Annotated in this window: 12 protein-coding genes, 2 rRNA genes and 1 other annotated feature; of the genes, 1 reads left to right on the top strand and 13 read right to left on the bottom strand. The window is 42.4% G+C overall.

The window, feature by feature from the left end; translation table 11 throughout:
* Position 1: 1 nt before the first annotated feature.
* The 11 genes from BN997_RS06590 to BN997_RS06540 form a co-directional block, all read right to left on the bottom strand.
* Positions 2 to 406 carry a Mini-ribonuclease 3 gene (locus tag BN997_RS06590; RefSeq protein WP_042530735.1) on the bottom strand — a complete coding sequence of 135 codons (405 nt, stop codon included), beginning with the start codon at positions 404 to 406 and terminating at the stop codon, positions 2 to 4.
* On the bottom strand, positions 406 to 1,812 hold the full coding sequence (gene cysS, locus BN997_RS06585) for a cysteine--tRNA ligase (protein ID WP_042530733.1): 1,407 nt from the start codon (positions 1,810 to 1,812) through the stop codon (positions 406 to 408). The genes BN997_RS06590 and cysS overlap by 1 nt, the downstream gene beginning before the upstream one ends.
* Complete coding sequence (cysE, locus tag BN997_RS06580) at positions 1,793 to 2,449, bottom strand: serine O-acetyltransferase (protein ID WP_042535862.1); 657 nt, start codon at positions 2,447 to 2,449, stop codon at positions 1,793 to 1,795. Before cysE ends, cysS begins: the two co-directional genes overlap by 20 nt.
* Before the next feature lie 134 nt (positions 2,450 to 2,583).
* Positions 2,584 to 2,801: a binding site (T-box leader), on the bottom strand.
* A gap of 81 nt (positions 2,802 to 2,882) precedes the next feature.
* On the bottom strand, positions 2,883 to 4,352 hold the full coding sequence (gene gltX / locus BN997_RS06575; RefSeq protein WP_042530731.1) for a glutamate--tRNA ligase: 1,470 nt from the start codon (positions 4,350 to 4,352) through the stop codon (positions 2,883 to 2,885).
* 193 nt (positions 4,353 to 4,545) lie between these two features.
* Positions 4,546 to 5,643, bottom strand: a complete 1,098-nt coding sequence (locus BN997_RS06570) for a PIN/TRAM domain-containing protein (RefSeq protein WP_042530729.1) — start codon at positions 5,641 to 5,643, stop codon at positions 4,546 to 4,548.
* A 100-nt stretch (positions 5,644 to 5,743) separates the two neighbouring features.
* Entirely contained in the window at positions 5,744 to 7,117 is a 1,374-nt protein-coding gene (radA, locus tag BN997_RS06565; protein WP_042530726.1) for a DNA repair protein RadA, read from the bottom strand.
* Positions 7,118 to 7,329: 212 nt separating this feature from the next.
* Complete coding sequence (clpC, locus tag BN997_RS06560; RefSeq protein WP_042530725.1) at positions 7,330 to 9,762, bottom strand: ATP-dependent protease ATP-binding subunit ClpC; 2,433 nt, start codon at positions 9,760 to 9,762, stop codon at positions 7,330 to 7,332.
* Positions 9,763 to 9,775: 13 nt separating this feature from the next.
* Positions 9,776 to 10,840 (bottom strand): protein-arginine kinase McsB, encoded by a 1,065-nt coding sequence (locus tag BN997_RS06555; protein ID WP_042530723.1) that lies wholly within the window; start codon positions 10,838 to 10,840, stop codon positions 9,776 to 9,778.
* Positions 10,837 to 11,397, bottom strand: coding sequence for a protein-arginine kinase activator protein McsA (locus tag BN997_RS06550; RefSeq protein ID WP_042530721.1), 561 nt, complete (start codon positions 11,395 to 11,397; stop codon positions 10,837 to 10,839). Before BN997_RS06550 ends, BN997_RS06555 begins: the two co-directional genes overlap by 4 nt.
* Positions 11,398 to 11,421: 24 nt before the next feature.
* On the bottom strand, positions 11,422 to 11,889 hold the full coding sequence (locus BN997_RS06545; RefSeq protein WP_042530719.1) for a CtsR family transcriptional regulator: 468 nt from the start codon (positions 11,887 to 11,889) through the stop codon (positions 11,422 to 11,424).
* 182 nt (positions 11,890 to 12,071) lie between these two features.
* Entirely contained in the window at positions 12,072 to 12,764 is a 693-nt protein-coding gene (locus BN997_RS06540) for an MgtC/SapB family protein (RefSeq protein ID WP_042530717.1), read from the bottom strand.
* Between the two features lie 396 nt (positions 12,765 to 13,160).
* Here BN997_RS06540 and BN997_RS22870 point away from each other — a divergent pair, with 396 nt between their 5' ends.
* The gene (locus tag BN997_RS22870; protein ID WP_139089035.1) at positions 13,161 to 13,403 is read left to right on the top strand and encodes a hypothetical protein; all 243 of its coding nucleotides are present in this window, start codon (positions 13,161 to 13,163) and stop codon (positions 13,401 to 13,403) included.
* Positions 13,404 to 13,470: 67 nt separating this feature from the next.
* Here the strand turns inward: BN997_RS22870 and rrf are convergent.
* Together rrf and BN997_RS06530 are read right to left on the bottom strand one after the other, a co-directional pair.
* Positions 13,471 to 13,586, bottom strand: a 5S ribosomal RNA gene (gene rrf, locus BN997_RS06535).
* Between the two features lie 102 nt (positions 13,587 to 13,688).
* Positions 13,689 to 16,610 (bottom strand): 23S ribosomal RNA (locus BN997_RS06530).
* Positions 16,611 to 16,717 lie beyond the last annotated feature (107 nt).

The raw sequence follows: 16,717 nt of genomic DNA, 5'->3' as shown, positions 1-16,717 counted from the left end.
TTTAAGCACTCCCTTCTTCTAGAAAATCCATTGCTTGCGTCATCAATTCCTGCAGTCTCTGTTCATTTTTTAATAAATAGTGATAGCCAATCAACGCTTCAAACGCTGTACTATAACGATACGTCTGTACATTAATATTTTTAGGAATACTGCCTGATTTTGCATTTCTCCCCCGGATGACCACTCTGCTCTCTTCTTCTGTTAAAAAGGCATCCTGTTCCAGCCAATGGAGGATAACCTTTGCCTGTGACTTACCGGATACATAACGAATCGCTGCCTGATGTAGTTGATTCGGTTTAATGGTTCCCCGCTCTAATAATTGTTCGCGCACATACACCTCATAAATCGCATCGCCGATATAGGCTAAAGCGAGACTTTTCATTTGCCTGACATCACTGGCTTTCATTATTTACCTCTTTTCCATCTTACTCCTTGTGGCGTATCCTCTAAGATAATCTGTTCCTGTTTCAATTGATCGCGTATTTCATCCGCACGGGCAAAATCACGATTTTTCCGGGCTTCATTCCGCTCTGCAATCAATGCTTCAATCGTTTCATCCAGTAATTCTTCCTGTTCATTTTCAATGTCAATTCCCAATACTCCAAGCATCGAAGCAAGGGCTTCACGGAAAGCATCAATGACTTCTTTAGCCGTTTGCTCCTCTTGGACATAGACATTCGCCTCTTTAGATAAATCAAACAGAATAGAAATTGCATTAGCTGTATTAAAGTCATCGTCCATCTCTGCTTCAAACCGTTTTGTACGCTCTTCAATACGGTCTATCCATTCCTTGTTATCTCCTCTTAAATCCATGCTTGTTTGGCGTCGATGCCCTAAATTATGATAAGCTGTTTCAATGCGTTCCAAACTTGTTTTTGCGCTTTGTAATAGCTCTTCTGTAAAGTTAATCGGATTGCGGTAGTGAACAGAAAGCATAAAGAAACGCAGCACTTTCGGGTCATGCATATTTATTAAATCACGTGCCAGCACAAAATTACCAAGTGACTTCGACATTTTTTCATTATCGATATTAATATAGCCGTTATGCATCCAGTAGTTCGCAAAGGTGGTATCATTATGTGCTTCCGATTGTGCAATCTCATTCTCATGATGCGGAAAAGTTAAGTCCTGTCCCCCGGCATGGATATCAATGGTATCTCCTAAATGTTTCTTAGCCATTGCTGAGCATTCAATATGCCAGCCTGGACGTCCTTTGCCCCATGGCGCTTCCCACGCAATTTCTCCCTCTTTTGCTTCTTTCCATAAAGCAAAATCCAGCGGATCCTCTTTTTTCTCCCCTACTTGGATTCGTGCACCAGAACGTAATTCGTCAATAGACTGATGAGAAAGCTTTCCATACCCTTTAAAGGAACGCGGTTTGAAATAAACATCTCCTTCTGCTTCATAAGCATAGCCCTTGTCTATCAATTCTTTGATAAACGCTATAATTTCCTGCATCGAATCCATGACACGCGGATTTTTCGTTGCTTTTTTGACGCCTAATGCGCCCACGTCTTCTAAATACGCATCGATAAACCGGTCAGCCAATGCACCGACTTCCTCTTCTGCTTCCTTGGCTGCTTTAATAATTTTATCGTCTACATCAGTAAAGTTGAGGACATAGTTGACCTCATATCCCCGATATTCAAAATACCTGCGAACCGTGTCGAATACAATTGCCGGACGTGCATTTCCGATATGGATATAGTTATATACCGTCGGACCGCATACGTACATAGACACTTTCTCAGGCTCAATGGGTTTGAAATCTTCCTTCTGTCTCGTTAGCGTATTATATATTTGAATCGTCATGGTTGTTCATTCTCCCTTTCTTTAAATGCTCCATTTCTGCTTTCAGTTCCTCGATTTGCTCTTGCAGGCTTTTGCATTTTTCTGCAACTGGATCTGGAATATTTTGATGATCCAGGTCTCTGTTCAGGCGTATTCCATCTTGAACAACAACCTGCCCAGGAACACCGACGACTGTAGCGTTAGCAGGAACATTCTTTAATACCACTGAGCCGCCCCCGATTTTCGAGTTTTCTCCAATCGTAATGGCTCCAAGCACCTTTGCCCCTGTTGAAACCATCGCATTGTCTTCAATGGTAGGATGCCGTTTCCCTTGTTCTTTTCCCGTTCCGCCGAGTGTTACTCCTTGGAAAATAGTGACGTTATCACCTATTTCACAGGTTTCCCCGATAACCACGCCCATGCCATGGTCAATAAACAATCTTCTTCCTATTTTGGCTCCAGGATGAATTTCAATACCAGTTATAAAACGAGAGAATTGCGAAATAAAACGAGCCAAGAATTTCAGATTTTTGTTATACAGCCAATGTGCGATACGATGCGCCCAAATCGCATGTACACCAGAGTAAGTTAACATAACTTCAAAATACGTGCGGGCGGCTGGATCCTGTTCAAAAACAACATCCATATCCTCCTTCATTTTCCGAAAGACCACTATATACAGCCCCTTCTGTTTAAATTAGTTAGCAAAATCGATTACTGCCTAATGAAGTAAAAATGAATTCATCTTTTCTTTGATTAGATATAAAAAAAGCGTCTCTGTGTTATTGAAAACACAGAGACGCTTTTTAGCGCGGTTCCACTCTGTTTAGAGAAAAAAATATCTTTCTCCCCTTTGCTCTGTTAACGGCAGAGAACCGCTACCATGTACTTTATGTTCCACAATAGACTCTGAGGCGCACTTCAAAAAGAAATCTTAAAGTCACTCGCAGCAACTGTGACTCTCTCTGTGTAAGAAATTCATTTTTACTTTACCTCTTCAACGATTTAAATTTATTTGATTTTCATAGCTATCATAACATAGGCGAAACTTATAAAGATAATATATTATATTACACAAGAAATGTGAACTATTAAGCTCCCATTTCCTTTAATAATTTATCAAGACGCTTCACGATAACATCTTTCCCCAGCAATTCGATAGCAAACGGAAGCTCTGGACCGTGCATTTGTCCTGTTGTTGCAACCCGTATCGGCATAAAGAGTTTTTTACCGCGATGTCCTGTTTCTTTTTGGGTTGCTTTAAACTGCGCTTTAATCGAATCTTTATCAAACGACTCTAAATGAATTAATTTATCTGTGAACACTTGCAATACTTCAGGCACCTGCTCTTCTCCTAAAACTTCCCGTTCTGCTTCACCATAGGTAATATCCTCCTGGAAGAACAGCTCTGTCAATTCAACGATTTCTGCCCCGTAGCGCAATTGTTCACGATATAGACTAATTACATTTTCCGCCCATACACGCGTCTTCTCATCCATATTCTCTGGAAGCTTGCCCGCGTTGATTAAATGCGGTAACGCTAGATCGATGACACGGCTTAAATCTGCTTTTTTAATATATTCATTGTTCATCCATTTCAATTTATGCTGGTCAAAAATAGCGGCAGACGTAGATAAACGCTCTGGATCAAATATAGTAATCAGTTCATCCTGTGTAAACATCTCTTCTTCGCCAACTGGAGACCATCCAAGCAAGCTGATGAAGTTAAACATCGCTTCCGGCAAATAGCCTAAATTACGATATTGCTCAATAAACTGCAGAATGTGCTCATCACGTTTACTCAGCTTTTTACGCTCTTCATTCAGAATTAACGTCATATGCCCGTAACGCGGTGCTGTCCATCCAAACGCATCATATATCATCATTTGCTTTGGTGTATTGGAAATATGCTCTTCCCCGCGCAATACATCGGTGATTTCCATCAAATGATCATCGATAGCCACAGCGAAATTATAGGTAGGAATTCCGTTTTTCTTTACAATGACCCAGTCGCCAAAATCACTGGACTCAAACGTGATTTCACCGCGGACAATGTCTTGGAACGTGTATGTTTTATTTTCAGGAACACGAATACGGATACTTGGCGTTCTGCCTTCTGCTTCAAAGCCCTGAATTTCTTCCTCTGTTAAGTTGCTATGTTTCCCGGCGTATTTAGGGACTTGTCCATTTGCACGCTGTGCTTCCCGTTCTGCCTCTAACTCGTCCTCTGTCATATAGCATTTATAAGCTAAATCACGCTCAAGCAGTTCATCTACAAACTTCTGATAGATATCTAAGCGCTCTGTCTGGCGATAAGGACCATAATTACCGCCGATATCGGCACCTTCATCCCATTCTAAGCCGAGCCATTTTAAATATTTTAATTGACTCTCTTCGCCGCCCTCTACGTTTCTTTTATCATCTGTGTCTTCTGTGCGGATAATGAATTTTCCATCAAAATGTTTTGCATATAAATAATTAAATAAAGCTGTACGAGCGTTACCAATGTGTAAATGACCCGTTGGACTAGGTGCATAACGTACGCGAACTTCCTTACTCATTTAAAATGCCTCCTTCATTGTTTATATATCATCGCTGCCTGCCTTGTACCTGTTCAAAAGATCTGATAGAAATCTTTTGAAACATCTTTTATAAAAGGAATTCCTCCCCTTATCTTCCTAAACAAGCTCTATACGAAAAGTGATAACATATATATGTTATCACTTTTTTTATCCTTTATCAGTTATACCCTTTTTACAACGCTTTTTCAAGTAATTTTGGTTTTGCAAAGATCATCCGTCCCGCAGAGGTTTGTAAAACACTCGTAATAACAACCTCAATATTTTTGCCGATATAATCTCTGCCTTCTTCCACTACAATCATCGTCCCGTCATCTAAATAGGCAACACCTTGATTATGCTCTTTCCCGTCTTTGATAACCTGCACATGCAGTTCTTCCCCTGGAAGAACGACCGGCTTCACTGCATTGGCCAGGTCATTAATATTTAAAACAGGCACTCCCTGGAAGTCACATACTTTATTTAAATTGAAATCGTTCGTAACTACAATGCCATCAATGACTTTTGCCAATTTGATCAATTTGCTGTCTACTTCTGGAATATCCTCAAAATCGCCTTCATAAATTTCTACTTTTACAGCGAGCTCTTTCTGAATTCTGTTCAAAATATCTAAACCGCGTCTGCCGCGGTTTCGCTTCAGCGCGTCCGATGAATCTGCAATATGCTGTAATTCACCAAGAACAAACTGCGGAATCACAATGGTTCCTTCTAAAAAGTTAGTCTGACAAATATCAGCAATTCGCCCATCAATAATCACACTTGTATCCAAAATTTTGGGACTTAAGCTTTGCGTACCCGCATCTGTGTCCTCTTCCTCGCCGCTGCGGCGCTTGTCCTTTTTCGCCGGTTTGAGTATATTCATAAATTCCTCACGACGGCGAAAGCCAACCTGGAATCCTAAATAACCAAGTATAATCATAATGAACAGCGGCAAGACCTGTGAGAAAATACGAATACTCATATCTTGAAACGGCATATTAACAAAGTAAGCTATAACTAGACCGACAATTAACCCGATACTGCCAAAAAATAAATCCATGGCTGGTAATTTGACCAGTGCATCTTCCACCCAACGAAAGAAATTTACAATATAGTTTACTAGTAAATAAGACAAGATAAAAAATATAATAGCTCCAACAATCATTCCCAAGATAGATGAAGTTAGCCAGCTTGATTCTGCAACATTTAACAGCTGGACGATTTCTGGAATATAAAGATATCCCATGGTACCTCCTAAAATAATAAAAAATAAGTGTACTACTTTTTTCATCAATTCCTTTCACCTCCTGACTCGTATTAGTAGTATTACCAAATGACATATAATATATGCTTATCTGCTCGGAATTCTTCTAAATTTTCATCCTCAAAAAAATCTATTGATGTAATCCGATTTCTAAAGCTTCCTGTACATTGGAAACACCAATTACTTCGATACCAGCCGGATAATTCCAGCCGTCTAAATTATTTTTCGGGCAGATTACCCGTTTAAACCCCAGTTTCGCAGCCTCCTGCACCCGTTGTTCGATTCGGGATACTCTGCGAATTTCTCCTGTTAACCCAACCTCACCGATAAAAATATCCTCTGGTTTGGTTGGGTGATCGCGGAAACTCGATGCAATACTGACCGCCAGCGCTAAGTCAATCGCCGGTTCATCCAGCTTGACCCCGCCCGCTACTTTGATATAAGCATCCTGGTTTTGCAGCATCAGTCCAACGCGTTTTTCCAGCACAGCCATTAAAAGCGGCACGCGATTATGGTCTACTCCCGTGGCTGTTCTGCGCGGGTTCCCGAAGCTTGTTGGAGAAATCAGCGCTTGAATCTCTACTAAAACAGGGCGTGTACCTTCCATTGATGCTACAACGGTCGAGCCGGCAGCTCCTTGGGATCTCTCTTCTAAAAAGATTTCAGACGGATTCATTACTTCACGTAATCCTTCCTCCTTCATCTCAAAAATCCCCATTTCATTCGTACTTCCAAAGCGATTTTTTACACCTCTTAAAATACGATAGGTGTGATGACGTTCTCCTTCAAAATACAATACCGCATCCACCATATGCTCCAGTAAACGCGGACCCGCAATCGAACCTTCTTTGGTTACGTGCCCGACAATAAAAACAGGAACGCCTTTGGTCTTCGCAATTTTCATAAGCTCCATTGTACATTCTCTGACCTGTGACACGCTCCCCGGCGCGCTGGTTATCTCTTCTTTAAAAATGGTTTGAATGGAATCGACGACGACAAAGGAAGGATTGATTTCTTCTATCTGCCTGCTGATATCCATTAAATTCGTTTCTGATAATACATATAGTTCATCCGTTTTTATATCTAAACGATCTGCACGCAATTTGGTTTGCCTTGTGGATTCTTCACCAGATACGTAGAGAACCGGTAAAGCCTTCTCTGCCAGCTGTGCAGATATTTGCAACAGGAGTGTTGATTTTCCAATACCCGGATCTCCGCCAATTAAAACCAGTGACCCTAATACCACTCCCCCGCCTAATACACGGTTAAATTCCCGCATCTTCGTCGTAATACGGGGTTCCTTCTTTGATTCGATGGAGGTAATCTTTTCGGGTTTTTGTGAGGAGGCTGCACCAGACGTGTATCCTGTCCTGCCTTTTACAGAAGCAGCTTCAATTTCTTCAACCATCGTATTCCATTGATGGCAAGCTGGACATTTCCCCATCCACTTAGCCGATTCATATCCACATTCCTGACAGACAAATTTTGTTTTCCTTTTTGCCAACGTTTCTAACCTCCTTCAAGTGAGATTCAAGCCTAGCGTCTTCTCTTGAACCACCCTTATTTATTATTATAGACTATTTCTGGTTTTCATAGGTTACAGAAAAGCATCAAATTCACAAAGAATCTTCCATACTTATGCCACAAGCATTTTTTGAGAAATGGAGAAAGCTAGAAGAACCGTGTTCTTCTAGCTTTCTGTACCTTACATCCTGTTTAAGAAAGGACAATAAATTCCCCTTTGCTGTTCAACCCTATTTTCACCTTTTGTTCCTTTTGAATGGTTCCCTTTAACAACTCTTCTGATAATAAATTCTCGATATTACTTTGAATAGAGCGTCTCAGCGGACGGGCACCATATTCTGGATCAAAGCCTTCATTAGCAATTTTTTCAATTGCCTTATCTGTAAGGGAAAGGGTCAGCTCTTGCTCTTCCAGGCGTTTTTGCAGCTGTTTAAGCATTAATGATGCAATATCTTTCATGTGTTTTCTCTCCAGGGAGTGGAACACAATGGTCTCATCAATACGATTTAGGAATTCAGGACGGAATGCTTTTTTCAATTCGTCCATCACCTTCGACTTCATATCTTCATGCTCTCTCTTCTCATCATTGTCTAGTGTAAAACCGACATATTTATTACGTCTTAATTCACTTGCTCCGACATTAGAGGTCATGATAATAACCGTATTGCGGAAATCAACTACTCTCCCCTTTGAATCTGTTAACCGGCCATCTTCAAGAACCTGCAAGAGGATATTAAAGACTTCTGGATGTGCTTTTTCTACTTCATCCAACAGCACAACAGAATATGGTTTACGGCGAACACGTTCGGTTAATTGACCGCCCTCTTCATAGCCAACATAGCCTGGAGGCGAACCAACTAAACGGGACGTCGCATGCCTTTCCATATACTCTGACATATCGATTCGGATCATCGCATCCTCGTCCGCAAACATGACTTCAGCAAGGGCGCGGGCAAGCTCTGTTTTTCCGATACCTGTCGGCCCCAGGAATATAAAGGAACCAATTGGACGTTTAGGATCTTTTAACCCGGCACGGGCACGGCGGATTGCTTTAGCTACAGCATTCACTGCTTCCGATTGACCAATAACGCGATCATGAAGAATCTCTTCCATGTTCAGCAGGCGGTCACTTTCATCTTTCGTCAGTTTTGCAACAGGAACCCCTGTCCAGATAGATACCACTGCAGCGATATCTTCCATCGTTACTTCCGAATCGGTCTGTCCTTGTTTTTCCTTCCATTCATCCTTTGTTTTCTCAAGCTTTTCACGGTAACGCTGTTCAGAGTCCCGCAAGGATGCTGCTTTTTCAAATTCCTGACTTTGGACAGCAGCGTCTTTTTCTTTCCTTACTTCTTCCAGCTTTTGTTCTAATTCTTTTAAATTTGGCGGAACCGTGTAAGAATTTAAACGTACTTTAGAGCCAGCCTCATCGATTAAATCAATTGCCTTATCCGGCAGAAAACGATCTGTGATATATCGATCCGACAGAGATGCTGCTGCTTCAATCGCTTCATCTGTAATAGTCACACGGTGATGCGCTTCGTAGCGGTCTCTTAAACCTTTCAAGATTTGAATGGTTTCATCCAAGGTCGGCTCATCTACCTGAATTGGCTGGAAACGACGCTCTAACGCAGCATCCTTTTCAATATATTTCCGGTATTCATCTAATGTCGTTGCGCCGATACATTGCAGTTCACCGCGGGCAAGCGACGGTTTTAGAATGTTTGATGCATCGATTGCACCTTCTGCTCCCCCGGCTCCGATCAGCGTATGGAGTTCATCGATAAATAAAATAACATTGCCGGATTGACGGATTTCTTCCATTACTTTTTTCAAACGGTCCTCAAACTCACCGCGATATTTTGTACCTGCAACCACAGTACCCATATCTAACGTCATCACACGTTTGTCACGTAGTGTTTCCGGTACTTCATTATCAATGATTTGCTGTGCCAGTCCTTCTGCAACAGCTGTCTTTCCGACACCAGGCTCCCCAATCAACACAGGGTTGTTTTTGGTGCGGCGGCTCAATACTTGGATTACACGTTCAATTTCCTTAGAGCGTCCTATAACAGGATCAATTTTTCCTTCTTTCGCACTGACTGTTAAATCGCGGGCTAAAGAATCTAACGTAGGGGTGCTTGCGTTTGTTTGCTGTCCTGCACGTCCCTGACGGCCTGTCTGAGACTCATTGCTACCTAACAGTTGAAGAACTTGCTGACGGGCCTTATTTAAGCTCACACCAAGATTATTTAAAACACGGGCAGCAACACCTTCTCCTTCACGGATTAAACCTAAAAGAATATGCTCTGTTCCCACATAGGAGTGGCCCAGTTTTCTTGCTTCGTCCTGAGATAATTCAACAACCTTTTTTGCTCTGGGCGTATAATGAATCGATTGAGAAGGCTGCTTGCCGACACCAATGAGCTTTTCCACTTCTTCTTGAATTTTAGCTACTTCCAACCCAAGAGATTGCAATGCCTTGGCAGCTATGCCTTCTCCTTCACGTACTAAACCAAGAAGAATATGTTCTGTTCCAATATTATTATGGCCTAATCGTACGGCCTCATCTTGAGATAATGCCAATACCTTTTGTGCCCTCTCTGTAAAGCGACCAAACATCATATGTTTTTTCCTCCTATTTTTTCAAATTTAATCTTTCACGAATAATTGAAGCCCTGCGGATATCACGTTCATCTGAACGAAGTGCTTTATTCGCATAGTGCTGCAAGAATCCAGGCTGTGTTAAAACCATCAGTTCATTTAATATATTCTCGGAAATGTTTTCTATTATGCCTAAATCAATTCCCAAACGCAAATTAGAAATACAGGTAGCAGCCTCCTTCGAATCAATGATTCTGCTATTTTTTAACGTGCCATAGGAACGGAAGACACGATCCTCCAAGCTAATCTCAGATTGCTCGTAAATATACTGCCGCGCCATCCGTTCGTGCTCCACAAGCTGATTAACAATACTCTCCAGGTCTTCCACAATATCCTCTTCGGACTTGCCCAGTGTAATCTGATTCGATATTTGAAAAATATTCCCTCTTGCCTCACTGCCTTCACCATATATCCCTCTGACAACCAGTCCCAATTGATTAATTGCAGGAATAAGCCGGTTGATTTGCTTTGTCAGTACAAGCGCAGGCAAATGCAGCATAATCGAAGCCCGCATGCCTGTTCCAATATTGGTAGGGCAGCTGGTCAGATAACCTTTTGTTTCATCAAATGCATAGTCGGCTTCTTCCTCCAGCCAATCATCTAAGTAGTACGCTTCCTCTAAAGCTTTTTTCAGCTGAAGTCCAGGATAATACACCTGAATACGCAAATGATCCTCTTCATTTACCATAATGGAGGTCTGCTCCTGTTCGGATAATAACACTGCAGCATAATCACTATGTTTGATTAAATGTGGACTTATTAAGTGTTTTTCCACCAGAACAAGTTTTTCAATCATATTTAATTGCTTCATTGGTATAAAAGTTAGTGAATCCTGCTCCGTATCCTCTTCCTTTATATAATTTTTCTTTATAAATTGCAGTACCTCTTCCAACGCTTCCTTATTACCGGATGTCGGGTACAATTTATCCGCAAAGTTGCGGGCCAGACGGACACGGCTGCTCATTACAATGTCTTTATCCGGACCGTCCTCCAGCATCCACGGGCTAATCGCTTCATTGATAAATGATTCTAATGTCACGTGTTATCACCCGCTTCCTTATCTTGATGATTCGCTTTTTCCAGCTCTCTGATTTTATCGCGCAGAACTGCTGCTTTTTCAAATTCTTCATCTTCAATCAGCTGTTTTAATTCCTCTTTGTGGGAGGATATTAATTGCTTTTGCTGAATATACTTCCCGGCACGCTTTGGAATCCTGCCAGTATGTTTGGTATTCCCAGCATGCACACGCCGTAAAATAGGCTCTACCTTGGAGTCAAAGGACGCATAACAATTTGCACATCCAAATTTCCCTGCTTTTTTAAATTCACTAAAAGTTCTCCCGCAAGAAGAACATTTCAGCTCCTGCGGCTGTTTAGGCTGATTGGAATTTGCTGTCCCTGCAGCGTTCAAAGGTATTCCATCTTTTTGAAAAAGCCCAGATAAAAGGTCATTTAATGAGAATCCTTCCTCCGGATAGGTCAAATAACCTTTTTTCTTTGCACATACTTCACAAAGGCTCACTTTCGTCTCCTGACCGTTTATAATGTGCTTAAAATGCAGGGTAGCCTTTCTTTCATGGCATTCTTGGCATTCCATACGATTCCTCCCCCCTTCAGGTAATTAATCGTTCAGATACTTGAGTGCAGTTAATGCAGATTTAAGAATACGTGCACGCAATTCATCTCTTAGCGGCAATTGAAAAGCTAACGTTGTTCGATCAATACTTGCCAATATCAGCTTTGCTTCACGTGCTGTAATCAGCTCCTCCTCTAAAAGCCGATCTAAAATATCTATAGCAGCACGCTGCGGAATCGAATCACCGATTAAATAAATAATCTCATCAATCAATTCCGATTTATCCTGATGCCGTATGCGTATAATACGAATATAGCCGCCACCGCCGCGTTTACTTTCTACGATATACCCTTTCTCAATGGTAAAACGCGTATTAATAACATAATTTATTTGAGAAGGTACACATTGAAACTGATCTGCAATTTCACTCCTTTTAATCTCAATCGCTTGTTGTTCTTCTGACTGTAATACTTTTTTCAAATATTGTTCAATGATATCTGAAATGTTACTCATCCTTCGCACCTCAAATCAAATAATTTATTTGATAAATTATTCCTTTTGACTTTGACTAACTTTGACTATGGTTTTATTATAATAAGAAATTGCCACAGTTGCAAATGGATGATATTTCTATTTTGGACAAACAGGCCAAAAAACAAAACATAATTATAAAAATCTATGAAAATATTTATGTTTTAATTTCGCTTTGTTATATTAACCACTCCCGGAAGCTTCGATATTTCATCAAATAAATAAATTAACTTATTATCCTTTTTCATATTTGTCCATATATGAATTCTGCGCCTGTTACCTTCTAACAGCTTTATCTCAACCTGCTTTATCGTAAAACCGTTCTTTTCCACTGATTTTACAGCTTCATGTATTTCAAATTCCTCTGAAGCAATCAATTCAATAAAATTACTGGTTGTAAACCGAGGGAAAAAATGCTCCATCCGGTTAAAAAATATTAAACTGATAAGGATAATAAGTGTCGTTACAATAGCAACACTATACATGCCGGCTCCAATCACTAATCCTATTCCTGCTACAGCCCATATAGAAGCAGCTGTTGTTAATCCTTTGATGGTTCCTCCATATACAATAATGGTACCAGCCCCAAGAAAACCGATACCGCTAATTACATAAGAAGGGATACGAGCAGGGTCAAATTGAATGTTATCGTATTGATTCATAAATGTAATAAAACCAAAAATCGATAAAATCATCATCAAACAAGAGCCTACTCCTACCAGTATATGCGTACGAAACCCGGCTGAATGATTATTAATTTCTCTCTCAAAACCAATTAAACCGGATAACAGCAAAGCAATAAACAAACGTAACACGATAACTCCGAAATCATCACCGATAAATTGTTCTAACTCCATTCCCTGCACCCCCTTATTGTTTTATATATTTTACAGTTTATTTATATGTATAGGCTATCATTTCATTTTATAAAATAAAACTTTATTCAGCGGGGGTCTTTCCATACCAACTATCATGAAAATTAATTTTAAACTATTTAAATAGAAGTATTCATTGCAATAAGTGTATTTTTACTTTAGCAGTAAATTGATTTATCTTCCAGAAATAAATACCAAAGAAAGGATATTTGAAGATAAACAAGCAAAAACCCATTAGACGAGCCGTATCAGCAATGAAACATTTTTTGACTCTATACTAAGTGTGGCACGTCCTCTTGTTTTCAATCATAGATAGAGTGAAGACAAAAAAATACACTTCATTTGCCACGGTGTTATTTAGGAATAAAAGGTGTCTATGTGAAGCGAAAACGCAGGGAATCAGAGAAGAAAGTCATTTCGTTGCGGGGTTATTCACAAAACGGCGTATGTAAAAATATCTATTTTGTCGAGGAAAAACCAAACCCATGGATGGCTATCACTGGCAAAGCATTCATTCAAGGATCCGCCTTTACGACAATAAATCCTATTTTATGGTGGAAAAAACGTAACATTTGTATATTTTGTCATCGTACCTACTATGAACAGATTCAGATGACATAAAACGGCATTTCTCCTAAAAAATATGCAAAAAAAGAGCTAAGCATGATGCTTAACTCTTTTTCAATATGCCTGGCAACGTCCTACTCTCGCAGGGGGAAGCCCCCAACTACCATTGGCGCTGAAGAACTTAACTTCTGTGTTCGGCATGGGAACAGGTGTGACCTCTTCGCTCTCGCCACCAGACAATAAAATATGTAACTTGAAGATGTTTCCTGAAAATGCAACACTTTTTTTCAAGAATTTGCACCCTGAAAACTAAATAAGAGTAACGTGACATGAAAAAACTTAGATAAGTCCTCAATCGATTAGTATCCGTCAGCTGCACGTGTCGCCACGCTTCCACCTCGGACCTATCAACCTCATCGTCTCTGAGGGATTTTACTCACTTCAAGTGATGGGAAGTTTCATCTTGAGGGGGGCTTCATGCTTAGATGCTTTCAGCACTTATCCTTACCACACGTAGCTACCCAGCTATGCTCCTGGCGGAACAACTGGTACACCAGCGGTGTGTCCATCCCGGTCCTCTCGTACTAAGGACAGCTCCTCTCAAACTTCCAACGCCCACGACGGATAGGGACCGAACTGTCTCACGACGTTCTGAACCCAGCTCGCGTACCGCTTTAATGGGCGAACAGCCCAACCCTTGGGACCGACTACAGCCCCAGGATGCGATGAGCCGACATCGAGGTGCCAAACCTCCCCGTCGATGTGAACTCTTGGGGGAGATAAGCCTGTTATCCCCGGGGTAGCTTTTATCCGTTGAGCGATGGCCCTTCCATGCGGAACCACCGGATCACTAAGCCCGACTTTCGTCCCTGCTCGACTTGTAGGTCTCGCAGTCAAGCTCCCTTCTGCCTTTACACTCTTCGAATGATTTCCAACCATTCTGAGGGAACCTTTGGGCGCCTCCGTTACCTTTTAGGAGGCGACCGCCCCAGTCAAACTGCCCGCCTGACACTGTCTCCGAACCGGATTACGGTCCTGGGTTAGAATGGTCATACAGTTAGGGTGGTATCCCACGGATGCCTCCACGTAAGCTGGCGCTCACGCTTCAAAGGCTCCCACCTATCCTGTACAAACTGCACAAACATTCCATATCAGGCTACAGTAAAGCTCCACGGGGTCTTTCCGTCCTGTCGCGGGTAATGCGCATCTTCACGCATAGTATAATTTCACCGGGTCTCTCGTTGAGACAGTGCCCAAGTCGTTGCACCTTTCGTGCGGGTCGGAACTTACCCGACAAGGAATTTCGCTACCTTAGGACCGTTATAGTTACGGCCGCCGTTTACTGGGGCTTCGGTTCAAAGCTTCGCTCCGAAGAGCTAACTCTTCCCCTTAACCTTCCAGCACCGGGCAGGTGTCAGCCCCTATACTTCGCCTTTCGGCTTCGCAGAGACCTGTGTTTTTGCTAAACAGTCGCTTGGGCCTATTCACTGCGGCTCACTCACAAGTGAGCACCCCTTCTCCCGAAGTTACGGGGTCATTTTGCCGAGTTCCTTAACGAGAGTTCTCCCGCTCACCTTAGGATTCTCTCCTCGCCTACCTGTGTCGGTTTGCGGTACGGGCACCTATGATCTAACTAGAGGCTTTTCTTGGCAGTGTGAAATCAGGAACTTCGGTACTCTATTTCCCTCCCCGTCACAGCTCAGAATCATGTCAGACGGATTTGCCTATCTGACTTCCTCGCATGCTTGGACGCACATCCATCGGTGCGCACTCCTTATCCTCCTGCGTCCCCCCATTGCTCAAACAATCATGAGGTGGTACAGGAATATCAACCTGTTGTCCATCGCCTACGCCTGTCGGCCTCGGCTTAGGTCCCGACTAACCCTGAGAGGACGAGCCTTCCTCAGGAAACCTTAGGCATTCGGTGAAAGAGATTCTCACTCTTTTTTCGCTACTCATACCGGCATTCTCACTTCAAAGCGCTCCACCAGTCCTCACGGTCTGACTTCACAGCACTTTGAACGCTCTCCTACCATTGTTCGTAAGAACAATCCGCAGCTTCGGTGATACGTTTAGCCCCGGTACATTTTCGGCGCAGCGTCACTCGACCAGTGAGCTATTACGCACTCTTTCAATGATGGCTGCTTCTAAGCCAACATCCTGGTTGTCTGTGCAACGCCACATCCTTTTCCACTTAACGTATACTTTGGGACCTTAGCTGGCGGTCTGGGCTGTTTCCCTTTCGACTATGAACCTTATCACCCATAGTCTGACTCCCAAGTGTAAGTAACTGGCATTCGGAGTTTGACTGAATTCGGTAACCCGGTAGGGGCCCCTAGTCCAATCAGTGCTCTACCTCCAGTACTCTCTATCTTGAGGCTAGCCCTAAAGCTATTTCGGAGAGAACCAGCTATCTCTGTGTTCGATTGGAATTTCACCGCTACCCACACCTCATCCCCGCATTTTTCAACATACGTGGGTTCGGGCCTCCAGTCAGTGTTACCTGACCTTCACCCTGGACATGGGTAGATCACACAGTTTCGGGTCTACGACCGCATACTCATTCGCCCTGTTCAGACTCGCTTTCGCTACGGCTCCGTGTCTTCCACTTAACCTTGCATACGATCGTAACTCGCCGGTCCATTCTACAAAAGGTACGCCGTCACCCATTAACGGGCTTCGACTACTTGTAGGCACACGGTTTCAGGTTCTATTTCACTCCCCTCCCGGGGTGCTTTTCACCTTTCCCTCACGGTACTGGTTCACTATCGGTCACTAGGGAGTATTTAGCCTTGGGAGATGGTCCTCCCGGATTCCGACGGAATTCCACGTGTTCCGCCGTACTCAGGATACACTCCGGAGGAAATTCCTTTTCGATTACAGGGCTGTTACCTTCTTTGGCTGACCTTTCCAGGTCGATTCATCTAAAGAATTTCTTTGTCACTCCAATGGAATGTCCTACAACCCCAAGAAGCAAGCTTCTTGGTTTGGGCTCTTTCCGTTTCGCTCGCCGCTACTCAGGAAATCGATGTTTCTTTCTCTTCCTCCAGGTACTGAGATGTTTCAGTTCCCCGGGTCTGCCTCACCTATCCTATGTATTCAGATAGATGTACTGTTCCATTACGAACAGTGGGTTCCCCCATTCGGAAATCCTCGGATATCATGTTTACTTACAACTCCCCGAGGCATATCGGTGTTAGTCCCGTCCTTCATCGGCTCCTAGTGCCAAGGCATCCACCGTGCGCCCTTATTCACTTAACTAAAGTTTTTGAATAAGATGGCTGATTACAGAATGTAATCAGTTGTGTCGCTATATCAATAGCTTTTTTGCCTTATTTTTAAAGTTTGATGTCGTTGTTACTCTTATT

It is taken from the genome of Oceanobacillus oncorhynchi, assembly GCF_000821065.1.
GTDB classification, from domain to species: domain Bacteria; phylum Bacillota; class Bacilli; order Bacillales; family Amphibacillaceae; genus Oceanobacillus; species Oceanobacillus oncorhynchi.
Note: the sequence above shows the minus strand (reverse complement) of the source record. Positions and strands in the feature narration are given on the sequence as shown.

Bases quoted from the DNA above. Each gene is read 5' to 3' on its own strand.
- BN997_RS06590 (WP_042530735.1), bottom strand. From the start codon at position 406: ATGAAAGCCAGTGATGTCAGGCAAATGAAAAGTCTCGCTTTAGCCTAT.
- cysS (WP_042530733.1), bottom strand. From the start codon at position 1,812: ATGACGATTCAAATATATAATACGCTAACGAGACAGAAGGAAGATTTC.
- cysE (WP_042535862.1), bottom strand. From the start codon at position 2,449: ATGAAGGAGGATATGGATGTTGTTTTTGAACAGGATCCAGCCGCCCGC.
- gltX (WP_042530731.1), bottom strand. From the start codon at position 4,352: ATGAGTAAGGAAGTTCGCGTACGTTATGCACCTAGTCCAACGGGTCAT.
- clpC (WP_042530725.1), bottom strand. From the start codon at position 9,762: ATGATGTTTGGTCGCTTTACAGAGAGGGCACAAAAGGTATTGGCATTA.
- BN997_RS06550 (WP_042530721.1), bottom strand. From the start codon at position 11,397: ATGGAATGCCAAGAATGCCATGAAAGAAAGGCTACCCTGCATTTTAAG.
- BN997_RS06545 (WP_042530719.1), bottom strand. From the start codon at position 11,889: ATGAGTAACATTTCAGATATCATTGAACAATATTTGAAAAAAGTATTA.
- BN997_RS06540 (WP_042530717.1), bottom strand. From the start codon at position 12,764: ATGGAGTTAGAACAATTTATCGGTGATGATTTCGGAGTTATCGTGTTA.